Annotated in this window: 23 protein-coding genes; 14 read left to right on the top strand and 9 right to left on the bottom strand. The window is 43.7% G+C overall.

Annotation, left to right across the window (positions count from 1 at the left end):
- Positions 1–5 precede the first annotated feature (5 nt).
- Entirely contained in the window at positions 6–1394 is a 1389-nt protein-coding gene (locus LCD32_RS03815) for an APC family permease (protein ID WP_035703855.1), read from the top strand.
- Positions 1369–2763: an NAD-dependent succinate-semialdehyde dehydrogenase gene (locus LCD32_RS03810; protein ID WP_045035017.1), complete on the top strand. Its 1395-nt coding sequence runs from the start codon at positions 1369–1371 to the stop codon at positions 2761–2763. Before LCD32_RS03815 ends, LCD32_RS03810 begins: the two co-directional genes overlap by 26 nt.
- Before the next feature lie 45 nt (positions 2764–2808).
- Here LCD32_RS03810 and LCD32_RS03805 read toward each other — a convergent pair whose 3' ends face one another.
- The 3 genes from LCD32_RS03805 to LCD32_RS03795 all read right to left on the bottom strand — a co-directional run bounded on the left by LCD32_RS03805 (position 2809) and on the right by LCD32_RS03795 (position 5801).
- Positions 2809–3405 (bottom strand): NAD(P)H-dependent oxidoreductase, encoded by a 597-nt coding sequence (locus tag LCD32_RS03805; RefSeq protein ID WP_144610451.1) that lies wholly within the window; start codon positions 3403–3405, stop codon positions 2809–2811.
- Positions 3406–3535: 130 nt separating this feature from the next.
- Positions 3536–4150 carry a YcnI family protein gene (locus LCD32_RS03800; protein ID WP_017358509.1) on the bottom strand — a complete coding sequence of 205 codons (615 nt, stop codon included), beginning with the start codon at positions 4148–4150 and terminating at the stop codon, positions 3536–3538.
- Between the two features lie 16 nt (positions 4151–4166).
- Positions 4167–5801: a copper resistance protein CopC gene (locus LCD32_RS03795; RefSeq protein WP_048002391.1), complete on the bottom strand. Its 1635-nt coding sequence runs from the start codon at positions 5799–5801 to the stop codon at positions 4167–4169.
- Positions 5802–6307: 506 nt separating this feature from the next.
- Between LCD32_RS03795 and LCD32_RS03790 the strand changes: the two genes are divergently transcribed.
- From LCD32_RS03790 to LCD32_RS03775, 4 genes are all read left to right on the top strand, one after another.
- Positions 6308–7750 carry a PTS mannitol transporter subunit IICB gene (locus LCD32_RS03790; RefSeq protein WP_046342665.1) on the top strand — a complete coding sequence of 481 codons (1443 nt, stop codon included), beginning with the start codon at positions 6308–6310 and terminating at the stop codon, positions 7748–7750.
- A gap of 95 nt (positions 7751–7845) precedes the next feature.
- A complete protein-coding gene (locus tag LCD32_RS03785) occupies positions 7846–8280 on the top strand; it encodes a PTS sugar transporter subunit IIA (RefSeq protein WP_019743148.1) in 435 nt (144 codons plus the stop codon).
- Position 8281: 1 nt separating this feature from the next.
- Positions 8282–9403, top strand: coding sequence for a mannitol-1-phosphate 5-dehydrogenase (locus LCD32_RS03780; RefSeq protein ID WP_224562793.1), 1122 nt, complete (start codon positions 8282–8284; stop codon positions 9401–9403).
- A 97-nt stretch (positions 9404–9500) separates the two neighbouring features.
- Entirely contained in the window at positions 9501–11249 is a 1749-nt protein-coding gene (locus LCD32_RS03775; protein ID WP_046342668.1) for a methyl-accepting chemotaxis protein, read from the top strand.
- A 45-nt stretch (positions 11250–11294) separates the two neighbouring features.
- On the opposite strand, the gene LCD32_RS03770 is transcribed toward LCD32_RS03775, so the two are convergent.
- Genes LCD32_RS03770 through LCD32_RS03760 form a run of 3 tightly spaced genes read right to left on the bottom strand, consistent with a single transcriptional unit; the run spans position 11295 to position 13576 of the window.
- Positions 11295–12161, bottom strand: coding sequence for an RnfABCDGE type electron transport complex subunit D (locus LCD32_RS03770; RefSeq protein WP_035703842.1), 867 nt, complete (start codon positions 12159–12161; stop codon positions 11295–11297).
- Positions 12119–13096 (bottom strand): FAD:protein FMN transferase, encoded by a 978-nt coding sequence (locus LCD32_RS03765; RefSeq protein WP_224562791.1) that lies wholly within the window; start codon positions 13094–13096, stop codon positions 12119–12121. Before LCD32_RS03765 ends, LCD32_RS03770 begins: the two co-directional genes overlap by 43 nt.
- Positions 13097–13111: 15 nt before the next feature.
- Positions 13112–13576: an FMN-binding protein gene (locus tag LCD32_RS03760; protein ID WP_025206760.1), complete on the bottom strand. Its 465-nt coding sequence runs from the start codon at positions 13574–13576 to the stop codon at positions 13112–13114.
- Between the two features lie 333 nt (positions 13577–13909).
- Here LCD32_RS03760 and LCD32_RS03755 point away from each other — a divergent pair, with 333 nt between their 5' ends.
- Positions 13910–14302: a RidA family protein gene (locus LCD32_RS03755; protein WP_081114886.1), complete on the top strand. Its 393-nt coding sequence runs from the start codon at positions 13910–13912 to the stop codon at positions 14300–14302.
- 242 nt (positions 14303–14544) lie between these two features.
- Here LCD32_RS03755 and LCD32_RS03750 read toward each other — a convergent pair whose 3' ends face one another.
- From LCD32_RS03750 to LCD32_RS03740, 3 genes are read right to left on the bottom strand one after another with little or no spacing between them, the layout of a single operon-like run.
- Positions 14545–14787, bottom strand: a complete 243-nt coding sequence (locus tag LCD32_RS03750; protein ID WP_224562789.1) for a DUF2651 family protein — start codon at positions 14785–14787, stop codon at positions 14545–14547.
- A 31-nt stretch (positions 14788–14818) separates the two neighbouring features.
- Positions 14819–15112, bottom strand: coding sequence for a DUF5316 family protein (locus LCD32_RS03745; RefSeq protein ID WP_065459860.1), 294 nt, complete (start codon positions 15110–15112; stop codon positions 14819–14821).
- 25 nt (positions 15113–15137) lie between these two features.
- Entirely contained in the window at positions 15138–15515 is a 378-nt protein-coding gene (locus LCD32_RS03740) for a VOC family protein (protein ID WP_025206763.1), read from the bottom strand.
- 184 nt (positions 15516–15699) lie between these two features.
- Here LCD32_RS03740 and LCD32_RS03735 point away from each other — a divergent pair, with 184 nt between their 5' ends.
- The 7 genes from LCD32_RS03735 to LCD32_RS03705 all read left to right on the top strand — a co-directional run bounded on the left by LCD32_RS03735 (position 15700) and on the right by LCD32_RS03705 (position 21585).
- Positions 15700–15966 carry an excalibur calcium-binding domain-containing protein gene (locus tag LCD32_RS03735; RefSeq protein ID WP_017366629.1) on the top strand — a complete coding sequence of 89 codons (267 nt, stop codon included), beginning with the start codon at positions 15700–15702 and terminating at the stop codon, positions 15964–15966.
- 103 nt (positions 15967–16069) lie between these two features.
- Complete coding sequence (locus LCD32_RS03730; RefSeq protein WP_370539173.1) at positions 16070–16849, top strand: Cof-type HAD-IIB family hydrolase; 780 nt, start codon at positions 16070–16072, stop codon at positions 16847–16849.
- A gap of 172 nt (positions 16850–17021) precedes the next feature.
- On the top strand, positions 17022–17780 hold the full coding sequence (locus tag LCD32_RS03725; RefSeq protein ID WP_007498099.1) for a LamB/YcsF family protein: 759 nt from the start codon (positions 17022–17024) through the stop codon (positions 17778–17780).
- 24 nt (positions 17781–17804) lie between these two features.
- Positions 17805–19022, top strand: coding sequence for an NRAMP family divalent metal transporter (locus LCD32_RS03720; protein WP_007498097.1), 1218 nt, complete (start codon positions 17805–17807; stop codon positions 19020–19022).
- Between the two features lie 4 nt (positions 19023–19026).
- Positions 19027–19818, top strand: a complete 792-nt coding sequence (locus tag LCD32_RS03715) for a putative hydro-lyase (RefSeq protein WP_224562787.1) — start codon at positions 19027–19029, stop codon at positions 19816–19818.
- 19 nt (positions 19819–19837) lie between these two features.
- Positions 19838–20584: a 5-oxoprolinase subunit PxpB gene (gene pxpB / locus LCD32_RS03710; protein WP_224562784.1), complete on the top strand. Its 747-nt coding sequence runs from the start codon at positions 19838–19840 to the stop codon at positions 20582–20584.
- On the top strand, positions 20581–21585 hold the full coding sequence (locus LCD32_RS03705; protein WP_318010834.1) for a biotin-dependent carboxyltransferase family protein: 1005 nt from the start codon (positions 20581–20583) through the stop codon (positions 21583–21585). Before pxpB ends, LCD32_RS03705 begins: the two co-directional genes overlap by 4 nt.
- The last annotated feature ends 4 nt before the right edge of the window (positions 21586–21589 follow it).

The following is a 21589-nucleotide window of genomic DNA, read 5'->3' as shown; positions in this document are numbered from 1 at the left end:
GTTGTATGCAAAAACAACAAATGGCTAAAACCATGTCGCAGTCAGACGTACTGTTTTTATCCATTGGTGCAATGCTTGGCTGGGGCTGGGTTGTACTTTCGGGAGATTGGATTTTAACAGCTGGATTTTTAGGAAGTGTGATTGCCTTTGTCATAGGGGGCATTCTCGTCATCTTTATTGGACTAACGTATGCAGAGCTTTCCTCTGCAATCCCAGAAACAGGCGGAGGACTCGTCTTTGTCCAGCGGGCATTTGGGATCAAATCAGCGTTTGTCTCCGCATGGGGCGTATTGTTCGGTTATGTGTCCGTGATTACGTTTGAAGCGGTCGCACTTCCGACAGTCATTGACTATGTCATTCCAACACAGCACGTTGGTTTCCTATGGAATATAGGAGGATGGGATGTTTACTTTACATGGGTATTGATTGGATCTGGCGGTGCGCTGTTTTTAACAGCTCTGAACTACATTGGCGCAAAGCCTGCTGCCATTTTTCAATCGGTGTTCACAGTGGCCATTATTCTGACAGGTTTTCTTCTATTAGGCGGAGCTACATTTAATGGAGATTTTGCAAACCTTGAGCCGATGTTTCAGGGCGGGGTTGGCGGTCTGATGGCTGTGTTAGTGATGATTCCCTTTTTATTTGTTGGGTTTGATGTCATCCCGCAGGTAGCGGCGGAGATTAACGCACCGAAGAAGATCATCGGGAGAATTTTGATTATCTCCATTGTGAGTGCGGTTGTATTTTATCTGCTCATTGTCTTTGGAGTAGCGGCAGGATTGTCAAAAGGTCAGCTTGAGGCTTCATCACTAGCAACAGCAGATGCCATGGTACAGCTTCTTGGTCATCAGGCGTTTGGGACTGTACTTGTCATTGGTGGTGTAGCAGGTATCGTAACGAGCTGGAATGCTTTTATCATTGGTGCAAGCCGTATCCTCTACGCAATGGCGGAAAGAGGCATGATTTCCAAATGGTTTGCGTATATTCATCCGAAGTATAAAACTCCGACAAATGCCATTTTGTTCTTAGGTGCATTGGCCTTTTTTGCACCATTACTAGGCCGACCTGCCCTCGTGTGGATTGTCAATGCAGGCGGTGTGGGCATCATCGTTGGGTATTTGATTGTGTCCATTGCCTTTATGAAACTTCGCAAGACAGAACCTGAGCTTGAGCGTCCATACCGCATTAAATATTGGCGGACGACCGGCGTTTTTGCCATTGGACTTAGTCTCCTTTTTCTTTCATTTTATTTTCCAGGGATGCCGGCTTCCTTGTCATGGCCAGCTGAATGGATCTTGCTTTTAGGTTGGGCACTCATTGGGTATATACTATATGTAATGAATCCAAGAACGAAGGAGAAGATAGAGCATGACAAACGAACTCAAAGTGTATAATCCTGCAACCGGAGAAGAAATTGCCTCAGTTGCTCAGCATACAAAAGAACAGATTGAAGATGCGATCACTCGCTCACACAAAGCATTCAAAACATGGGCAAAAACGTCAGCCCATGAACGTGCAAATATCATTCGCAAATGGTTTGATCTCATGATCGAGCATAAAGAAAGACTTGCAAAAATCATCACAGAAGAAAACGGGAAGCCGTATCAAGAAGCATTAGGGGAAATCGTCTATGCCGCTGGATATATTGAATGGTACGCAGAGGAAGCAAAGCGGATTTACGGCAGAACGATCCCATCTCATACGACAAACAAACGCCTATTTGTCACAAAACAGCCAGTCGGTCCTGTTGCCGCCATTACACCATGGAATTTCCCTGCGGCAATGATTACAAGGAAGGCGGCACCAGCGCTTGCGGCGGGCTGTACGTTTATCGTGAAACCTGCAGAAGACACGCCGCTTACGGCCATTGAGCTTGTGAAATTAGGCCATGAAGCCGGAATTCCAGAGGACGCCTTGCAATGGGTGATTGGAGATGGAAAAGAAGTGGGGGAAATCTTCACAGATAGTCCATTGATCCGCAAGATCACGTTTACTGGCTCAACACCAGTTGGAAAACATCTCATCAAAAACAGTGCAAGCACAGTGAAACACGTTTCTATGGAACTTGGCGGTCATGCCCCGCTGATCGTAGATAAGGATGCCAACCTTGAATTGGCTGTGAAACAAGCAGTGGCATCTAAATTCCGTAATGCAGGCCAGACGTGTGTTTGTGCCAATCGCTTAATCGTCCATGAAGAAATTCATGAAGCATTTGCGCAAAGCTTCAGCAAAGAAGTGGAAAAGCTGAAAGTAGGAAATGGGTTTGAAGAAGGCACGTCCATCGGACCGATTATCAATAAGCGAGGCTTCGATAAAATTGTCGACCAAATTCAAGATGCCGTGGATAAAGGGGCGAAAGTTCTTGTCGGCGGCGATACACATTTTGACGAGGAGAAGTCGTATTATTTTGTTCAGCCGACGGTGCTAACTCATGTCGACCCTTCCATGAACATTATGCATGAAGAGACGTTTGGTCCAGTTGCACCCATTACGACATTTAGCACATTAGATGAAGCCATTGAATTAGCAAATGATACACCTTTTGGACTTGCGGCTTATTTCTTTACAGAGAATTACCGCAATGGTCTCTATATATCTGAGAATCTAGATTACGGGATTATTGGCTGGAATGACGGGGGACCATCCGCTGTGCAGGCACCTTTCGGCGGTATGAAAGAGAGCGGTATTGGTCGTGAAGGCGGCATCGAAGGCATCGAGCCTTATTTAGAAACGAAGTATGTGTCAATTGGTTTAGACGAATAACATGTGAAAAAGACTGTCCGAGAAGTCTCGGCAGTCTTTTTTATGTTAAACAGCCGGTGGGAAAAGTTGATCCACCGTTTCTTTTGTTTCTTTGAGAATCTCGTGGATGTCGTCTGCAGATGCTTGTTCCATGCTGCTGAACAAGAGCCGTTCGACTGGCTCAACGCCGATCAGATCGAAGGCGGCTGTATCTGTCGTCATCTGATGGCTGGGGGTGATGATCATATTTGAATCAAGAAAGGTCCTCGGTGCATCATGCGTATTAATAATGACCCCTTTTTTGTCTCGAAGCAGATTTTTCACCACTCCGTTTTCATTGATCTCATACGCAAACCCCTCTGAAAAAACGCGCTCTACATAACCCTTTAGCATCGCCGGCAAGCCTGTCCACCATATTGGAAAGATAAATGTGAGGACATCGGCTTGCTGAATCAGCTTCTGCTCTCTTTGGACCGGTATCGGCACATGCCCATTTTTCATGGCAGCCTTTTCTGCTGTTGTCAGCTCTGGCGGAAAGCCAATGGCATACACATCACGAACCGTCACATGATGACCATTGTTCAAAAGAGTGCTTACAACAAGATCTAATAGGGTTTGATTTAAGCTTTGCTGGGGATGAGCAAATATGATTAGATGGTTCATCTCATAGCCTCCTAGGTGGTCATGTGTCTCATTATGGCATGCACGAGTATCCTATTCAATCCTATATTGGAAATGATAGGTTGGGAAAATAAAAAGCGACCGCTTGAAAAAACGATCGCTCATGTAAGGCTTATTTCTTTCTAAAAGCAAGTCCAAGTGCAATTAATGCCACAACTAAGGCTGCAATGGACAGACCAAGAACAAGTGGTGAAGAAGAAGAAGAGGCTGTTTCAGATGCCTTTTCTTCTTTTGGTTTTTCTTGACCATGTGAATCCGTTACGGTATTAGACGCAACAATGTTTGTGATCGAATGAGGCTTATCAGCGTCCTTGTCGCCAGTCCATTCAACTACTGTTCCATCCTTATAATATTGATAGGCATCCCATGCCGCTTCGCCGGCTTTTTCAGGGTTTTTTGCGACAAACACGAATTGCTGGAACTGGCCAGCAAGGACACCATCGCCAGTTGCTTCCCAAGTGACTCTTGTGACTTTTCCGTTTTTCTCTTCAGTTGTTGTTTTCCAGCCAGGCACTGGCTCGTATTGCTGGAATTCTACGCCTTTAGGCATCGTGATGACAACCTTTGTTGTCGGACTGTCGCTTTCAGAAGGTACTTTTAACGTATAGGTTTCCCAAGCATTCGTTGCAGATGTATCAGGTTTGACTGTCACGTGTGCACTCACAGGAATCGCCAGTAAAAATGAAGCGAGAAGCATTGGTAATAAAGCTTTAACGTATTTTTTCATATGATATGAACTCCTTTTAGTTTCTTCTAATGAATGTCGTATCGATGTTGTCAAAAGAACCAGTTAATGCATGAATCTCAATTTTCCAAGTGCCTTTTTCATTTAGTAAGAGGTTTTCAGCCGAGAAGTGTCCATTCTTTAATCGTTTCAGCTGAAATTCGTTTGGTGTTTCATCACCGAACAAGGAGACTTTGTGGATCTTAGCTGTCACTGATTGAATGTCTGTGATCGTTTGTCCATCCTTCTTCGTAAATGCCACCTCGAACGTGTTTTTACCTGGAGCATTCGGGGTAATGCTCAAAGACACAAGGTCACGATGCTCCACCTGATTGGCTCCAAAGAATGGCTCTGGTGCAGGCGGCGGAGGGCTTGGGATATTGGTGAATACGGCTGTTAATAGTAAAATAGCGATCCCAATGATCCACTCTGCTCGTAAAGATACGTTTCGTTTCTGCTTCTTTTCCCATCTCAGCATCAAATAATGGACGAGCCCAAGTAGACCCATGATGATAAATAAACCAAGTTTGATTAAGAAGGTGCGTCCATAGGCTGATTGGAAAAGGGCATCAAATGATTGCAGGATAAAAATCGCATTCACAAACCCAGAAAACACAATCAGTCCAACTGAGAGCAGTGCCCACGGATGAAAAGCTGTCAGGGTGCTGCGTATGAGCGGCTGATCTTCATTCGGCAGTTTCTTCATCAAAAGAAGGACAATGGCTGTTAAGCCGCCGACCCAAATAGATGCAGAAACGAGATGAATGAAATCGAGTGACGTTGTCAGTATTTTATTATCTGTAGCGGCTGGATGACCGATTTGTGCTTTCAGCCAAAGAAGCACGATGAAAATGAGCAGTGGAAACAGCCATACCCGGAAGGAAGTGAAGTTTCCTTTTTTCATCGCCACAATTGTCCAGATCGTCAGTAGAACAAATGACGCCATTAGCATCATCCACAGACTCCCGCCCGAAGTCGACGCAATGGTTTCTTGTAAAAGCGATGGTTGAAATGCCCCTAAAAAGGACACGTCTGCTGCTGATTTTGTTTGAATCGGTAGCTGGAACAAGAGTGCTCCGCCCATCATGATCAATGAAACAGTTAAGAGTCGCTTCATTCGCCGGGCTAAAACGTCGGTTATGGCCGCTTTAAACCATAGAAGCCCAAATAAAATGGTTCCAAGAAATAAGCTAAATGACGTATACAGAAAGCCTTTGTCAATGGTTGAAGCCATATCGATGGATTCACTCGATTGTCCTTGATCTAATTGATCAAATCCTCCATCCGCTTTTCCGATACTAAACGGAATCATGCCAGACACAGAGTGCCCATCGGCTGATACCGCATTCCACTGAATGGTGTAAATGCCTTTTGGTAAATTCTTTTTTAAAGCTGCTTCCATGATCTTTTGCTCTTTGATGACCGTATCTCCTTGATCCACACGATCCCCTTTTGCATTGAACACCTTAATGGCATGAAATCCACTTTCGATCCCTTCACTAAAGGTGATCGAGACTGCAGGAGGCTGCTGATCCAGCTCTTCATTTGCTACTGGATTTGAGCTCACCACATATGCATGAGCAAATGCCTCTTTTGGAATGAAAAAGGAGAACATGAAGATGAGGAGCAGAAGCCACTTACGATATTTCAACAATGTGAATAACCGCCTTTCTACCTATGAAAATGTCTCATGTATCAGAAAGAAAGCGGCAGTAAACTGTGAGTCACAGAAAAAACCGCTCTTTCTATTGTACCGCCCACTCTAAAAGGTAAACGAAACAAATAGCAAGATGGTTCACTTTTTCTGTGTCATGTCTTGTCTGCGCAGACGTTTCTTGAATGTTTGATCAATATAAGCCTATTCGATTTAAGTAGAGGAAACAAGAAGTGACCATTTGAAAGTTGTGAAATTCCAATGAATTTTGCGCCAAAACAACAGTAGATTCAACTTTTACCCCGCTATCATCTATGGTATGCCGAGAGGTGTCACATCATTTTTCAATTTTGTCACACACTAAGTGACAAAGTGACATTTAGTTTCAATTGAAGGGAAAGTGAAAGCGTTTTACGATAGGTATAAGGGCTTCACTGACTCTTGTTCTTATATCTTTTGACCTATAAAGCCCGAAATAAAGGGAGAGAAGAAAGGGGTTTTCACAGATGCAGGAAAAAAGCGGATTCCGCGTGAAAGTACAGCGCTTTGGAAGCTATTTAAGCGGCATGATTATGCCGAATATTGGTGCATTTATTGCATGGGGACTGATTACAGCTTTGTTCATTCCAAGTGGTTATCTTCCGAATGAGCAATTAGCTACACTCGTTGGACCGATGATTAACTACTTACTGCCGCTCTTAATTGGTTACACAGGCGGTAAACTCGTCTATGACCATCGAGGCGGAGTGCTCGGTGCTACAGCTACGATTGGGGTCATTGTTGGCTCAGACATTCCAATGTTTTTAGGTGCCATGATCATGGGGCCGCTGGGCGGTTATCTTATTAAGAAAATCGACCAGCTGTTCAAAGACCGAATCAAATCTGGCTTTGAAATGCTTGTGAATAACTTTACGGCAGGTATCCTCGGTGCCATTCTTGTTGCCATTGCATTCTATGCTATCGGCCCAGTGGTACTAGGTCTGAATAAAGCCCTTGCGGCAGGTGTAGATATCATTGTCAATGCTCATTTACTACCGCTGGCAAGTATCTTCATTGAACCTGCAAAAGTATTATTCTTAAACAACGCGATTAACCAAGGTATTTTAGGGCCGTTAGGGGTCGAGCAAGCAGCGAAGACAGGGCAGTCTGTTCTGTTCTTGCTTGAAACAAACCCAGGGCCAGGTTTAGGTGTTCTTCTTGCGTATATGTTCTTTGGAAGAGGAAATGCGAAACAGTCTGCACCAGGTGCCATTGTCATTCAGTTCTTAGGAGGAATCCATGAAATTTACTTCCCGTACATCTTAATGAAACCAAAACTTATTTTGGCTGTCATTGCAGGGGGAGCAAGTGGTGTCCTGACGTTCACATTATTAAATGCAGGATTAAAAGCTGTGCCGTCACCAGGAAGTATTATTGCGCTTATGCTGATGTCTCCAAAAGGCGGTCACCTTGCCGTTTTAGCAGGTGTTGTCGTAGCAGCTATCGTATCGTTCCTTGTCGCATCGGTCATTTTGAAAGCATCTAAAGAAGTTGACGAAGATTTAACAGCAGCAACAGAAAAGATGCAGGACATGAAAGGCAAGAAAAGTGCAGCAGCCGCTGCTCTTACAGCACAAAATGAAAATGCTGAAGCTAATGAGCAAGCAGCATCTCCAAGTGATGTCAATCCAGATGAAGTGAATAAAATCATCTTTGCCTGCGATGCAGGGATGGGTTCAAGTGCAATGGGTGCGTCCATTCTGAAAAACAAAGTGAAAAAGGCAGAGCTTGATATCGATGTGACAAACACATCGATCAGCAACATCCCAGATGATGCTGATGTGGTCTTTACTCATAAAGATTTAACAGACAGAGCCAAGGCAAAGCTGCCAGGCGCTGTGCATATCTCAGTGGATAATTTCTTAAACAGCCCGAAATATGATGAGCTAATTGAGAAATTGAAAAAATAACATGACGAAACGGGTTGAGTCCAATTTTTCCTAATTGAACTCCCCGTTTTGGTTGTTTTCCTGATTTTTATTCTAAAAAAGGTGTGTGATCATGTATGAAACAAGTACTTTCTAAAGACAATATTTTTCTAAACGAACAAGCAGGTTCTAAAGAAGAAGCCATCAAAAAAGCAGGCGAAGTCCTCGTAGCAAACGGCTACGTCACAAGTGATTATGTCGACAAAATGTTTGAAAGAGAAGAGATCTCTTCTACATTTATGGGGAACGGCATTGCAATCCCTCATGGAACAGAGGATGCGAAAGCGGCTGTCCTTCATTCAGGGATTTCGATTATCCAAATTCCAGATGGTGTTGAATATGGTGAAGGAAATGTGGCGAAAGTCGTCTTTGGGATTGCTGGAAAAAACAACGAGCATCTTGATATTCTGTCTCAAATTGCGATTGTCTGTTCAGAAGAAGAAAATGTAGAACGGATCATTCATGCAAAGGATCAGGATGAACTGATCGCCATCTTTAATGAGGTGAACTAATATGAAGGCACTTCATTTTGGAGCAGGGAATATCGGCAGAGGGTTTATCGGATCTTTGTTAAAGACATCAGGCTTTGAGCTTGTCTTTACCGATGTGAATGAAGCGGTCATCCATGAGCTGAATGAAAGAGGAGAATACACGGTTGAACTCGCAGCACCAGGGCAGAAGCAAGAAATCGTCGGGCCCGTATCAGCGATCAATTCTTCGCAAAATCCAGCAGCATTAACAGAGGCGATTGCCACAGCCAATTTGATTACAACAGCTGTTGGACCAGCCGTATTGAAGATCATTGCCTCATCGATTGCTGAAGGATTAAAACAAAAAAAGCCGGACCATATCATCAACATCGTGGCATGTGAAAATATGATTGGGGGAAGTGCTCATTTAAAAGAAGCGGTGTTCTCTCATTTAACAGCAGATGAGCAAGCAGCGATATCACAAACCGTGGGCTTTCCAAACGCTGCGGTTGACCGCATTGTTCCGATTCAGCACCATGAGGACATTCTCAAAGTGTCGGTTGAACCATTTTTCGAGTGGGTCATTGATGAGACGGGCTTTATTGGAGATGTTCCTCAAATTGACGGAGCGACCTTTGTCCAAGATTTGACGCCGTATATTGAACGGAAGCTTTTCACCGTCAATACAGGACATGCACTAGCGGCTTATGTCGGGTATCAGCAAGGCGTAAAAACCATTAAAGAAGCTGTTGATACACCAGACATTCGTCAAGTTGTCGAAGGTGCCCTTCATGAAACGGGCAGTTATTTAATTGACGCATATGGCTTCCGAAAAGAAGAACATGATGCGTACATTCAAAAAATTATCAAGCGATTTGAGAATGCTTTTATCTCCGATGAAGTGACTCGTGTCGCACGCTCTCCTCTTAGAAAGCTGGGAGCAGATGACCGTTTAATCGGTCCAGCGAAAAAGATCAAGCAGCCAGTGTACTTAATCAAAGGGATCGCTGCTGCCTTGGCTTACGACTTTGCAGAAGACGAAGAAGCGGTCCGCTTGCAGGCATTAAGGAAAGAAAAAGGCATTGAAGGTGTGCTTCAAGAGGTATGTGGACTCAAACCTGAAGACGATCTCTATCAAGACATCCTCAAAGAAATCGAGCGATAATCAAAAAATCCCTTTCTAACGTGAAAGGGATTTTTTCTATGACTTTTTTAATACTTTCCCCTGCATGACGATATATGTAGTAAGGGGGAATTAGAACATGAAAAAGAAAGCGTTTGCTTCAAGGAGTGTCTTTTTTCAATTGATGTCAGCCATTATCGTTATTACAATTTTAACAGGCGGACTTGTAGGAACAACGGGGTATTTTTTAGCGAAAAATGTCTTAATTGATGCAGGGAAAGCAGATTTAAAACACATCGTAAATGGAGCGATGGCCACTCTTGAACAATTGAACGACCGTGTGGAGAAAAAAGAACTGACGCTTGAACAGGCGCAGGAACAAGCCCGTATATACTTGAGCGGGCCGAAGAATGACAACGGCAAAGGGTATCAATTTCAAAAATCAGATTTCATCTATAAAAATAAAGGCTACCTTGTCGCATATGGAGCCGATTATTCATCACAGGTTCATCCGGTTAACGACATCGGCGTCATCCCAGATAACACGACAAATCGTCAAAAAATGGTCGCTGGCGCCACAGCAAAAGGCGAGGATGCACACTATATCACCTATATGGATAAAGACGATGCCACAGGGGAAGAAAAGCAAAAACTCGCTTATATGAACCAGTTTACACCGTGGAATTGGAGTATAGGAATCGCTGTATTTCAGGATGAATTTTATAAAGAACTAGAGCAGATGAAGCTCTATATTATTCTCATTACAGCAGGTGTCGCTCTTTTAAGTATGGGTGTCTTTTATTTGGCAGCCAGAGGAAAAGTGAGACTGCTCAAGCAAGTCACGGCTGCTTCAAAAGAAATTGCGGCGGGCAATCTTGAACGCACCAGCTTAAAAGAAACCTCGGATGAAATTGGGCAGTTGGCAAAAGGTTTTAATCATATGTCAGGAGAGCTTAGAGCACTTGTGAGCGGTTTGCAGGAAACGAGCAGCCAGCTCGTCGAATCTGCGACAGATCTATCCGCCATCTCTGAAGAAACATCCGCCAGCAGTGAAGAAATTGGCCGAGCGATTGGAGATATCTCAACTGGGACCCTTCATCAGGCATCAGACCTTGAGGTAGCCAATCAACAAATGACTCAGTTCAATCAATCCATTGAAAACGTCAAAGAACAAAGCGACCAGATCAAACGAATTTCAGACCAGTCGAACCAATCTTCCGAGCAGGGTCAGCAAATTGTCCAGCAATTAAAACAATCAAATGAGCAATCCATTCAGGCATCTCAAGGCATTCGATCAGGGATTGAGCAGTTAAGTACAAAAGTACAAGATATCTCTCAAATCACAGATACCATTGAAAGCATTTCAAACGAAACGAATTTACTGGCCCTGAATGCGAGCATTGAAGCAGCTCGTGCAGGAGAGCATGGCAAAGGATTCTCGGTTGTGGCGAGTGAAGTGCGGAATTTAGCTGAACAGACAAAGCAATCAGCTGTTCAAATACAGCAGATGATTCAAGGCATTAAAGAAGAAACGACGGCTACAGCTGGCATGATGTCCAAAACAATGGATCGTTTTGCCGAGCTTGATGAAGCGGTTCATGCAACAGAACAAGAATTCAATTCCATCTCTACATCGATTTCACAAACCATCGTTGAAACGAATGCGATGGCAAAAGAGCTGAATACCTTACTAGAACAAAACGACCTCATCACAAAAGCGATGCATGGTGCAGCGCATATTTCTCAAGAAAATGCCGCTGCGATTGAAGAAATCACTGCATCTACTGACGAACAAGTCACCGCCATCTCCAATGTGGCGAAGGCAGCAGAAAGGCTCAATGAGCTAAGCATGCGATTGAATCAAGATATTGCACGTTATCGTTTATAAGGTATGGCCAAACGGACGTCGAAAAGTCGATGTCCGTTTTTTTATTTAGACGACTTTCGTCCTTTTTGCCCGTCGCTTTTGATTTGTTTGGTACGTTCGATAGGCTTTCCAAGCATTGGCACATAAAAGCCCTGTGAGTAAGTAAGATAAGCTGTTAAATAGATAGAAGTCCACACACGAAACGACAGCACAGAGGATACCAAAGATGATTTGATCACGATTCTTTGCTGGTGAAGTAGGTGGATCAGTCAACATAAAGAATGCAAGGAACAAGACGGCATTTAAGTAGGGCGTAATAAAAGCAGATGAAGCATCCGTTAGGCCGATGAATCCCAATATGAGGTGAATGAGTCCGTATGCGGCTAGAAAGGCGAAAACTTGCGGGAACTTTTGTACGCGGCTTGTCACCAAATAACCGCCGACCACCACTAGGATTATAGTCCACCAAGGTAGAAGAGACATACCGCCCCACCAGCTTTGATTGGAAGAAAATAAAATGACTGAGAGCCATAAACCAAATGCGGCTGGATTCAAAATTGGTTTCTTTTGATAAGTGATGACATGCTTAGATAAAATGGCTACTGCGGCTGTGAAAGTAGATACAGCAAAAGAAGTGGCTGGACTGAGAACAATGCCAATAATCAGCCCTGTGAGCAGAGCTCCATCAGGGAATGTGTGTTTATGACGTTTCCGAATCACTCTTGTAATAAAAGTGTCAAGAATCAGTGCTGTCCCAATGCTGGTGGCAACTGTAGTGAGACCACTAAGAAATCCAGTGTGCAGACTGCCGGCGGCTAGAAGAACCAAAAGAATGGCAATGACATACCGTTTCGGCGTCCGAATGTAGGTTTTTAGTGAAGGCGATGATTTCAAAAATGTTTGGTCTGTGGTTGGTGCTGGCTGTAATTCCATAATGGAACCTCCTTCATCTCCGGTGTTAGGGTCATATCAGCATCTTGATCCACCATCACGGCAGGTATTTCATGTTCGGCTAAAAAAGAATAACCTCCTTCTCTACCTAATAAAAAAGCAGCTGTAGAGAGACCATCTGCGAGCATACCGAGTGGTGCAATGACGGTACAGCTTAACAAACTTTGTTCAGACTGTTTCGTTTGAGGGAGAATCAAATGGTGCGTATGAGGATCATTACGGCTGATCCGTTCATAGCTTCCAGATGTACAAATCGCACAATTAGTCGTTTGAATGACCGAGATGTTGGTCTGTTTGTGAATGGGATGCCGAATCCCAATTGTCCACTCTTCTTGTTGTTCGTTAAATCCAGATACCAACACATCCCCACCAGCATTCATCATAAAGCCTTCCCATGCTTCAAGCTCTTTTGCGGCAAGATCGCACGCAAATCCCTTTGCAATAGAACCGAAATCCAAAATAAGCGGTTTGTTCAAATAAATCGTCCGATTCGTCTCGTTTAACTGGACGTCACGGTAATGAACGGCTGTGTGTGGAACGTCATCTGATGAAAAAGTCTGTCCTGTCGTGTATAACCGATTGAATCCTTTTTGTTCCATGACTTTCCCGATGGTTGGATCATACTTTCCATTTGTTAATTCAGCTAACTCTAACGCATAGGCTGTTAAATCGAAAAGCATTTCACTGACTAATACCTCTTGATTTGAGCGATTGGCTAACTTCATGACTTCCGAATCAGAACGAAAACGGCTAAACCGATGTTCGATATCGTAAAAAATGGAAAAAGCGCGATTGATGTCTTCTAAAACAGCTCGTCGATCTTCTTCATAGGCAACCACTTGAATATTGATAACAGTTCCCATAGCCAGCATGGATTTTTGATAAGTCATCAGTTTTTGTTGTCCTAACCATTTCATCATAGTGTCTCCTCTCTATGCCTTTGCCTGCTCTAAAGCCTGAGCAACGGCTGTTTCAAAATCCTGAGTACTTAATGTTGCACCGCTCACCGTATCTACATCAGCACTTTGTCTGATAACCACTTCATTAGGTAATGATGAAATGGAGCTTTGCCCGTATCTAGTGTTATCACTCGTAATCTCGACAGAAGTGATATTTCCTTGTTTGATGGTAACAGATACACTGATAGAGCCAATCTCATTTGATCCAGTACCAGAAAAAGTACCATCCTTGAGTTCAGTTTCTGAAGTGGTATCTTCTGTTTGAGTGGCGGTAGTATCTGATGTGAGAGATGTATTGTTTGAAGAAGCGTCTGCTTGTGTATTTGATTGTGCTGTTTGAACGGCTTGAGCGTGATGGGTAGTTGCATAACCAGTGATGTATAAGCTGCTGATGGCTGCGGTGCAAAGACTAATCATTTTCTTATTTATTTTTGCCATGATGTATCCTACCTCCTATTACGATCTACTATATAGAAGAAATTTGAACAAACCATGAACAAGAAAAGAACGATTTTAGATAATGGGTATGAAGAATCAAAATATTGCACGATATCATTTATCATTTATTTTTGACTGTGGTTCATTTATCAGGTAGGATGAAATAAATCTAAACCTTGCTCACGCAATCAAAAAGGGGTGTTTCGTCCATGAAAAAGAAAATATTGATGTTCTTATCTTGTGGCTACGGATACTCCACTGCTGTTTTCTTTTAGGATAGACAAAAATTGGTGAAGTCTGTCTACAGGAGGAAAAACACGCAGAAAAATCATAGTGAGTGAGATCACGAGAAAAAACCCAGAAAGTATGCCGAAACCCGTTGGCAACTACAGTCATATCACAAGGGTGCCAAAGGGTGCGGGGTTATTTGTGACATCAGGTCAAGTAGGGACAGGAGCGGATGGACAGATCCCATCAAGCTTAAACGACCAAGTCACCAATACGTTTGAAAATATAAAGAGAATCCTTGCATCAGAAGGATTGAATGAAGAACACGTCATTAAAGTCAATATTTGGGCAACAGAAGAAATTGATTGGGATCATCTATATCCACAGTGGGATGCAATCTTCAAAACGGCATATCCATCAATGACCGTTGCCTATGTGACTGCATTAGGGTGGCCAGAGCTGAAAATCGAAATAGAGCTATGGTGTGCGGATATTTAATCAAAAAAAGAACAGTGCAAACTGTTCTTTCAGCGAGTAGCCAAACCCTCGCATTCTTTGTCAGTCCTGCGTGCTGGTGCTCACGAATGTCAAATTCGCTCCGCTCCAGTACTCGTCCTTCCTAGACTGCAAAGGTTTTCTATCACGCTGAAAAGAAGACAAAGGGCTAAAATAAAGAATCATTTTAGCCCTTTGTCAACAATCTGAAAGAACAGTGCAAACTGTTCTTTTTTAATAAGTATTTATGAAACAACTTGGAATCGCTTTGTAATGAATGCACCGAGAAATGCACAGGCTGTGTAGATGATGATCCAAATGAGAAAGGTTTTATTTCCACCAATAGAGGTGAACATCAGAATCACACTCGCTACCAGCACAATCAAGGTGGGAAACCAAATGTTCTTTAAAAACAATGTACCGAAAATACCAATCAGCACAGAGATCATAGGTAAACCAAATACAACGAATAAGACAAAAACAGCCATGTTAATTACTCCTTTGAACCAAATCAACTATTTACATAAAAACATATAATAGTGCAGCACCCATATGCGGAAGGGCAAAGATGATGAAAAGAAACGCCGTATCAAGACGAAACATCCGGTGTTCTTTTGTTTCAGAGTGATAGGCCGCTCGTGCCTCTTCCCCGTTGGTCCATGCACCCATAAGAAATCCAGATGCAACGAACGCAATAATAGAGATTCCACCACTGACGAATCCAATCCATTCATGGTGCTGTAATAAGAGCGCCGCACTGCAAATCAACAGCATGGAGCAAACACCAGCAAAAAAAGCATGTTTCTTTCTCATTACGCTTCACTCCTTCGGACAGCTATTAGGAGACCGCATCACATATTTCAATGAAATGTCCATCAGGATCAGACACATAACTGACCGTTTGTCCCCACGGCTTCTTGGCAGGTTCCTTGATGACAGGTACTCCTTTTTCCTTCAAGGCCGCAATGGTTTCATTCACATCATCCACAACAAAGCCAATCTCAAACGTTTGTGACGAGCTAACTGCCTCTGGAACAGGCAGACCAAGTGCCTCTTTCACATCTTGGCGTGAATTAATAGAAAGGGTGACTTCTCCTGTATCAAACTCAACATAGGATTCAACTCTCAATTTAATCGGGAAACCGAGGATATGATGGTAGAACTGAATACTTGCTTCAACATCGTTTACATATAGAATGGTATATTTCATTTTCATATGGAAAGCTCCTCTCTTCATATACGTGTCAAAACCGGAAAGGTTTCCCACTCATTTTAACATATAGGTCATAAGAATTATTAAATTCCAAAAAAACCAATATTTTCACCTCAATCGTCTTGAAAAACAAAATGTGGTGACATATGATAAAAATGTAAAATGAGAAATAATAGGGGGGACTTACATGTTAAAAAAAATCATGGTCGCTGTCTTGTCTTTCGGTCTTTTACTTAGCTTTACACAAGTTGACACTCACACAGCGGATGCAAAAACAGTCAAGTACAAAAACTGCAAAGCACTCAACAAAGTGTATAAAGGCGGCGTAGCAAAAAGCAAAAATACGAAAAACAAAGGTGGAAAAACGAAGTACAAGCCTTATGTATCAAAAGCACTTTACTTAAAAAATAAACACCTTGACCGTGATAAAGACGGCATCGCATGTGAACGTTAAGAAGAAGTAAAAAGACCTGTCACAAGGTCTTTTTTCTATGGGATCAAACTCGTCCCTTTGTGCCATCTTCATCTTTATATTAAAATAAAGATAGATTCAAAAAATGATACAAAGTGGGGTACTCAATTTGTCAACACAAGCTGATAAGAAAGACATCCGATTGATTGCCATTGATATGGATGGCACGCTGTTAAACAGTGAGCACGTCATTCCTGAGGAAAATAAACAAGCCATTAAAGAAGCAGAAGCCAAAGGGGTCCATGTGGTGATTAGCACAGGACGTACGCTGATGACATGCCGAGAGCTGGTCGAGCCGCTGAAACTCTCTTCCTATCTTGTCACAGCGAATGGAAGTGAAATTTGGGATTCAAACTTCCAGTTGATTGAACGGGAACTGCTGCATCCCGATCACGTTCAGATGATGTGGGATCTAAAAAACAGATACGAAACCGATTACTGGGCATCTACTGTGGATAAAGTGTGGAGAGGAGAATTCCCAGAACGCATTCATGACCACGAATGGTTGAAATTCGGTTTTGATATTCATGACGATGCTGTTCGTGAGGAAGTCCTCCATACATTGAAAACAAATGGACAGCTAGAAATCACGAATTCCAGCCCAACCAATATCGAAGTCAATGCAGCAGGCATTAACAAAGCGGCAGCTCTTGCAAAAGTAGCAGAACGCATTGGCTGCACAATGGACAACGTCATGTCACTTGGCGACAGTCTGAATGATATGGCGATGATTCAAGAAGCCGGATTAGGCATTGCAATGGGCAATGCACAAGAAGTTGTGAAAGAAGCGGCTGATTGGATTACAGCTCCTAATACAGAGCATGGGGTAGCAAAAGCCATTCAGCATTGGGTGCTGTCTAAATAAATGAGTAGAAAAAGTGAGAGGACATGACCTCTCACTTTTTTGTTTTCTCCTAGTTCTATTGTTATATTTTCTGACAATTTCATGTGCAGTCTATCCAAAGTTGGTATAATCAATATAAATTCGAATATTCGGACTTTCTATTCCGCAATTCGGAACGACAAGGAGGGGTCCTATGTATCAAGTGGATATTAACTGTGATTTGGGAGAAAGTTTTGGTCAATACACCATCGGTTCAGATGAACAAATTCTTGAATATGTTACCTCAGCCAATATTGCATGCGGTTTTCATGCGGGAGATCCAACTGTGATGAGAAAGACGGTTAAAATGGCACTGGATAAAGGGGTTCAAATTGGTGCACATCCAGGTCTGCAAGATTTAGTCGGTTTTGGCAGACGTCCAATCGCGATCTCAGCAGAGGAAGCCTATGATCTTGTGATCTATCAAATTGGTGCACTATCAGCCTTTCTGAAAGCAGAAGGCGGCATGATGCAGCACGTCAAACCACACGGCGCCCTTTACAACATGGCGGCTAAAAATACTGAATTATCTGAATCAATTGCGAAGGCTGTGTATGATATTGATCCTAACCTTGTGTTATTTGCGCTGTCAGGAAGTGAACTTGCGTCAGCAGGGGAAAGAATCGGTCTTCAAGTGGCACATGAAGTTTTTTCTGATCGCACGTATCAACCAGACGGGACACTGACATCCCGCCGTGAACCTCATGCACTTATTGAAGAGGATGAAAGGGCAGTTCAGCAGGTCATCCGTATGGTAAGAGAGGGGAAAGTGCGGACAGTGCAAGGGGAAGATGTTCAGCTCAAAGCAGATACGGTGTGCATCCACGGGGATGGCAGTCACGCGCTTCAATTTGCAAAAACCATTACAGCGAAGCTAAAAGAAGCCACTATTCAACTCAAGGCCTTTCGATAAATCGTCATCAAAGGGGGAAACAGCATGAAAAGAGAGAAAGCCAAACAGATGAAAGCTCCAAAAGGGAACCGTTCTATGCTGATGGGCGCAGCCTTTTTAATGGCAACGTCCGCCATTGGACCGGGATTTTTAACACAAACAACGGTGTTCACACAGCAGCTCGCAGCTAGCTTTGGGTTTGTCATTTTGATTTCCATTTTGCTAGACATTTTTGCGCAAACAAATGTATGGCGTATCATTGCCGTCTCGGAAAAAAGAGGACAGGACATTGCCAATATGGTTCTGCCGGGTCTTGGATATGTGTTAGCCTGTTTGATTGTCATTGGGGGTCTTGCCTTTAATATTGGAAATATCGCCGGTGCGGGTCTCGGTTTTCAGGTCATATTCGGCGTCGATCCCCGCATAGGGGCTGGGGTCAGTGCAGTCATTGCCATTCTCATTTTTGTCATCAAAGAGGCAGGAAAAGCGATGGACCGATTCACACAAATCGCTGGTTTTGTCATGATTGGTCTGATGCTGTATGTGGCTATTTCCACAGCACCGCCAGTTGGAGAAGCTGTCATGAGAACTTTCGTGCCAGAGAAAATTGACATGTTATCAATTGTCACACTTGTCGGCGGAACGGTTGGCGGCTATATCGTTTTTGCTGGTGGTCATCGTCTGCTGGATGCTGGCATTAAGGGGAAGGAAGCATTGCCGCAAGTGACGAAAAGTTCCATTTTCGGTATTTTAATCACATCCGTGATGCGTGTGGCTTTATTTTTAGCCGTTCTAGGAGTTGTCTCAAAAGGCTTGCAGATTGATCCGTCGAACCCGCCTGCGTCTGTTTTTCAATTAGCATCTGGAAATGTTGGATATAAAATGTTCGGGATTATTATGTGGGCTGCTGCCATTACCTCAGTCATTGGAGCGGCATACACCTCCGTTTCCTTCTTTAAAACCTTCTCACCAAAAATCGAGAAAAATCAACGAGGCATTATCGTTGGTTTCATTGCGCTCTCGACCATTTGTTTTATCACGATTGGAAGACCTGTGAACATATTGATTTTGGTTGGGGCCATCAATGCATTGATCTTGCCGCTTGCACTCGGAACATTGCTGATTGCTGCCTATAAAAAAGAAATTGTCGGTGATTATCGCCATCCATTCTTTTTGACAGCAACAGGTGCGTTTGTTGTTGTCATCATGGCAATCATGGGCGGATATACCATCATGAATGAAATTCCAAAACTATGGAGCTGATCATATGAAAGCATATCAAACCTATAAGCCGTCACAAATCAGGGAATTGATTCGTAAGCAGAAGATCACAGGACCAACGGCTGGCTTTGCTGAGGGATTTGCGCAAGCCAACTTAATGATCGTCAAAAAAGAGATAGCCTTCGATTTTCTTTTATTTTGTCAACGGAATCCGGCTTCGTGCCCTTTGCTTGATGTGCTCGACCCAGGTGATCCAGTGCCAAGGCGTTCAGCACCTGATGCGGATATTCGAACGGATTTCCCTAAATATCGTGTTTACAAAAAAGGGGTTCTTCAAGAAGAGGTAACAGATATTTCTTCCTATTGGGAGGATGATATGGTGGGCTTTCTCATCGGATGCAGCTTTACGTTTGAGCATGCACTGATGCTGAATGACATTCCTGTCCGCCATATTGAAGACGGTCATAATGTCCCAATGTATCAAACGAACATTTCATGTGAAAGGGCAGGTGTATTCCATGGTCCGATGGTTGTCAGTATGAGGCCAATCCCAGCGCATCAAGTCACAAGAAGTGTTCAGGTGACGTCTAGATTCCCATCTGTACATGGCGGTCCTATCCATATAGGTGATCCAGCTGTGATTGGCATTGAACATGTAGATCAACCAGACTTTGGAGAACCATCTGTGATCAAAGAAGGGGAAGTCCCGGTGTTTTGGGCATGTGGTGTGACGCCGCAAGCCATCGTCATGCACACTAAGCCGGATATTGCGATCACCCATGCACCCGGTCATATGTTTATCACAGATGTAAGAGATCAAAAGCTCGGTGTCCTGTAGAAAGAGAGGTGTCATAAGAGTGGCATTTTCAACGATAAAAGATACGATCACGTTCCACCCGCTAGGAGACGCAGCCATTGTCATCCAAGCCGGGACTGACATAAGTGAAGACATTCATGAGCGTGTGAAGCAGCTGTTTTCATGTGTTGAACAGCATCCATTTGAAGGATATGTGGAAGCTGTTCAAGCTTTTACAAACGTGACCGTCTTTTATGAGCCCTATACGGTCTATCAATCTGCTCAGCTTAAGCAACGTGCGATCTCTCCGTATGAATGGGTCAAAGACTATATTGAAAACCTCCTTGAAGACAACTGGCAGGAGGGGAATCAAGCAAAGCGCCGGATCATCGACATTCCTGTATGTTATGGAGGAGAGCTCGGTCCTGACTTAGAAGAAGTCGCCCGTATCAATGATTTGACGCCTGAAGAAGTTGTACGCATTCACACATCTGGGACGTATCTTGTCTATATGATTGGGTTTGCTCCTGGGTTCCCGTTTTTAGGCGGACTTTCTGAAAAAATTGCAGCTCCGCGTAGAGAAACACCAAGAATGTCGATTCCAAAAGGATCTGTGGGTATTGCGGGGAAGCAGACAGGGGTTTATCCGATATCTACACCCGGAGGCTGGCAGCTCATTGGACAAACCCCTTTGTCCTTATTTCGGCCGAATGCTGAGAGACCTAGTCTACTAAAGGCAGGGGACGAGGTTCGATTTGTTCAACTGTCTGAAAAGGAATTTTTCAGCATGAAGGAGGAAGATCGTTGAGTATGCATGTCATCAAACCAGGAATGTTCACCACCATTCAAGATAAAGGGAGAATAGGCTATCAGAAGTACGGTGTGTTAACGAGCGGCGGCATGGACCCGCTCTCACTCCGAATCGCCAACATCCTCACCGGGAATCAAGAAAACGAAGCGGTGCTGGAAATCACTTTAATGGGGCCCGGCCCAGTGTTTACATGTCAGAAGGATCAGCTGATTGCCTTGACCGGTGCTGATGTGGAGATTGAGATTGACGGGGAACAAGCGCCTCTATGGAAACCACTCTTCATTCGAGCAGGAAGCACGATCACCTTTGGCCCTTGTAAGAGAGGATGCCGCTCCTACCTCGCTGTAGCCGGTGGATTTGATGTTGAGCCGGTGATGAAAAGTAAAAGTACGTATGTCAGAGCGAAGATAGGCGGGATAGAAGGGCGTCCGCTAGAAAAAGGAGACGTCCTGCCAATTGGAGAACCGTCACCACTGACGGAGCGCCTCGTTCACATGTTAAAAAGCAAAGGGGAACGTGCGCCAGACTGGACAGTCAATCATGCGCATTTTTTGCCTCTCGGAAAATCACCAGTCATTCGAGTGCTGGCAGGCAGACATCTATCTCATTTTCAGGAAGAATCGCAGCAGGCTTTTTTCGAACGGTCTTATCAGGTCACTCCCCAATCTGATCGTATGGGATGCAGATTGAAAGGGGAACCGATTCGTTTAAAGCAAAAGCTTGAATTGATTTCAGAAGCGGTTGCTTTTGGCTCTATTCAAATTCCTCCTGACGGCCAGCCGATTATTCTGCTCGCAGATCGCCAGACGACAGGTGGATATCCCCGTATTGGTGAGGTGGCAACAGTCGATTTGCCGCTCATTGCGCAGGCGATGCCTGGAGCGAATCTCACGTTTCAACAAATTGACCGCCAAGAAGCAGAGCAAGCCTTATTCACACAAGAAGCAGAAATGAAGGACCTGACGGCAAGATTAAAACTCGAAGCATTTTCGTTTTAGAAAA

Origin of the sequence: Bacillus sp. RSS_NA_20, assembly GCF_020165915.1 — a bacterium.
Taxonomy (GTDB): domain Bacteria; phylum Bacillota; class Bacilli; order Bacillales; family Bacillaceae; genus Bacillus; species Bacillus altitudinis.
Note: the sequence above shows the minus strand (reverse complement) of the source record. Positions and strands in the feature narration are given on the sequence as shown.

What these genes read in the sequence shown, in the direction of transcription:
- LCD32_RS03815 (WP_035703855.1), top strand. Translation starts at nt 6, where the DNA reads ATGCAAAAACAACAAATGGCTAAAACCATGTCGCAGTCAGACGTACTG.
- LCD32_RS03810 (WP_045035017.1), top strand. Translation starts at nt 1,369, where the DNA reads ATGACAAACGAACTCAAAGTGTATAATCCTGCAACCGGAGAAGAAATT.
- LCD32_RS03805 (WP_144610451.1), bottom strand. Translation starts at nt 3,405, where the DNA reads ATGAACCATCTAATCATATTTGCTCATCCCCAGCAAAGCTTAAATCAA.
- LCD32_RS03800 (WP_017358509.1), bottom strand. Translation starts at nt 4,150, where the DNA reads ATGAAAAAATACGTTAAAGCTTTATTACCAATGCTTCTCGCTTCATTT.
- LCD32_RS03790 (WP_046342665.1), top strand. Translation starts at nt 6,308, where the DNA reads ATGCAGGAAAAAAGCGGATTCCGCGTGAAAGTACAGCGCTTTGGAAGC.
- LCD32_RS03785 (WP_019743148.1), top strand. Translation starts at nt 7,846, where the DNA reads ATGAAACAAGTACTTTCTAAAGACAATATTTTTCTAAACGAACAAGCA.
- LCD32_RS03780 (WP_224562793.1), top strand. Translation starts at nt 8,282, where the DNA reads ATGAAGGCACTTCATTTTGGAGCAGGGAATATCGGCAGAGGGTTTATC.
- LCD32_RS03775 (WP_046342668.1), top strand. Translation starts at nt 9,501, where the DNA reads ATGAAAAAGAAAGCGTTTGCTTCAAGGAGTGTCTTTTTTCAATTGATG.
- LCD32_RS03770 (WP_035703842.1), bottom strand. Translation starts at nt 12,161, where the DNA reads ATGGAATTACAGCCAGCACCAACCACAGACCAAACATTTTTGAAATCA.
- LCD32_RS03765 (WP_224562791.1), bottom strand. Translation starts at nt 13,096, where the DNA reads ATGAAATGGTTAGGACAACAAAAACTGATGACTTATCAAAAATCCATG.
- LCD32_RS03760 (WP_025206760.1), bottom strand. Translation starts at nt 13,576, where the DNA reads ATGGCAAAAATAAATAAGAAAATGATTAGTCTTTGCACCGCAGCCATC.
- LCD32_RS03750 (WP_224562789.1), bottom strand. Translation starts at nt 14,787, where the DNA reads ATGGCTGTTTTTGTCTTATTCGTTGTATTTGGTTTACCTATGATCTCT.
- LCD32_RS03745 (WP_065459860.1), bottom strand. Translation starts at nt 15,112, where the DNA reads ATGAGAAAGAAACATGCTTTTTTTGCTGGTGTTTGCTCCATGCTGTTG.
- LCD32_RS03740 (WP_025206763.1), bottom strand. Translation starts at nt 15,515, where the DNA reads ATGAAAATGAAATATACCATTCTATATGTAAACGATGTTGAAGCAAGT.
- LCD32_RS03735 (WP_017366629.1), top strand. Translation starts at nt 15,700, where the DNA reads ATGTTAAAAAAAATCATGGTCGCTGTCTTGTCTTTCGGTCTTTTACTT.
- LCD32_RS03730 (WP_370539173.1), top strand. Translation starts at nt 16,070, where the DNA reads ATGATACAAAGTGGGGTACTCAATTTGTCAACACAAGCTGATAAGAAA.
- LCD32_RS03725 (WP_007498099.1), top strand. Translation starts at nt 17,022, where the DNA reads ATGTATCAAGTGGATATTAACTGTGATTTGGGAGAAAGTTTTGGTCAA.
- LCD32_RS03720 (WP_007498097.1), top strand. Translation starts at nt 17,805, where the DNA reads ATGAAAAGAGAGAAAGCCAAACAGATGAAAGCTCCAAAAGGGAACCGT.
- LCD32_RS03715 (WP_224562787.1), top strand. Translation starts at nt 19,027, where the DNA reads ATGAAAGCATATCAAACCTATAAGCCGTCACAAATCAGGGAATTGATT.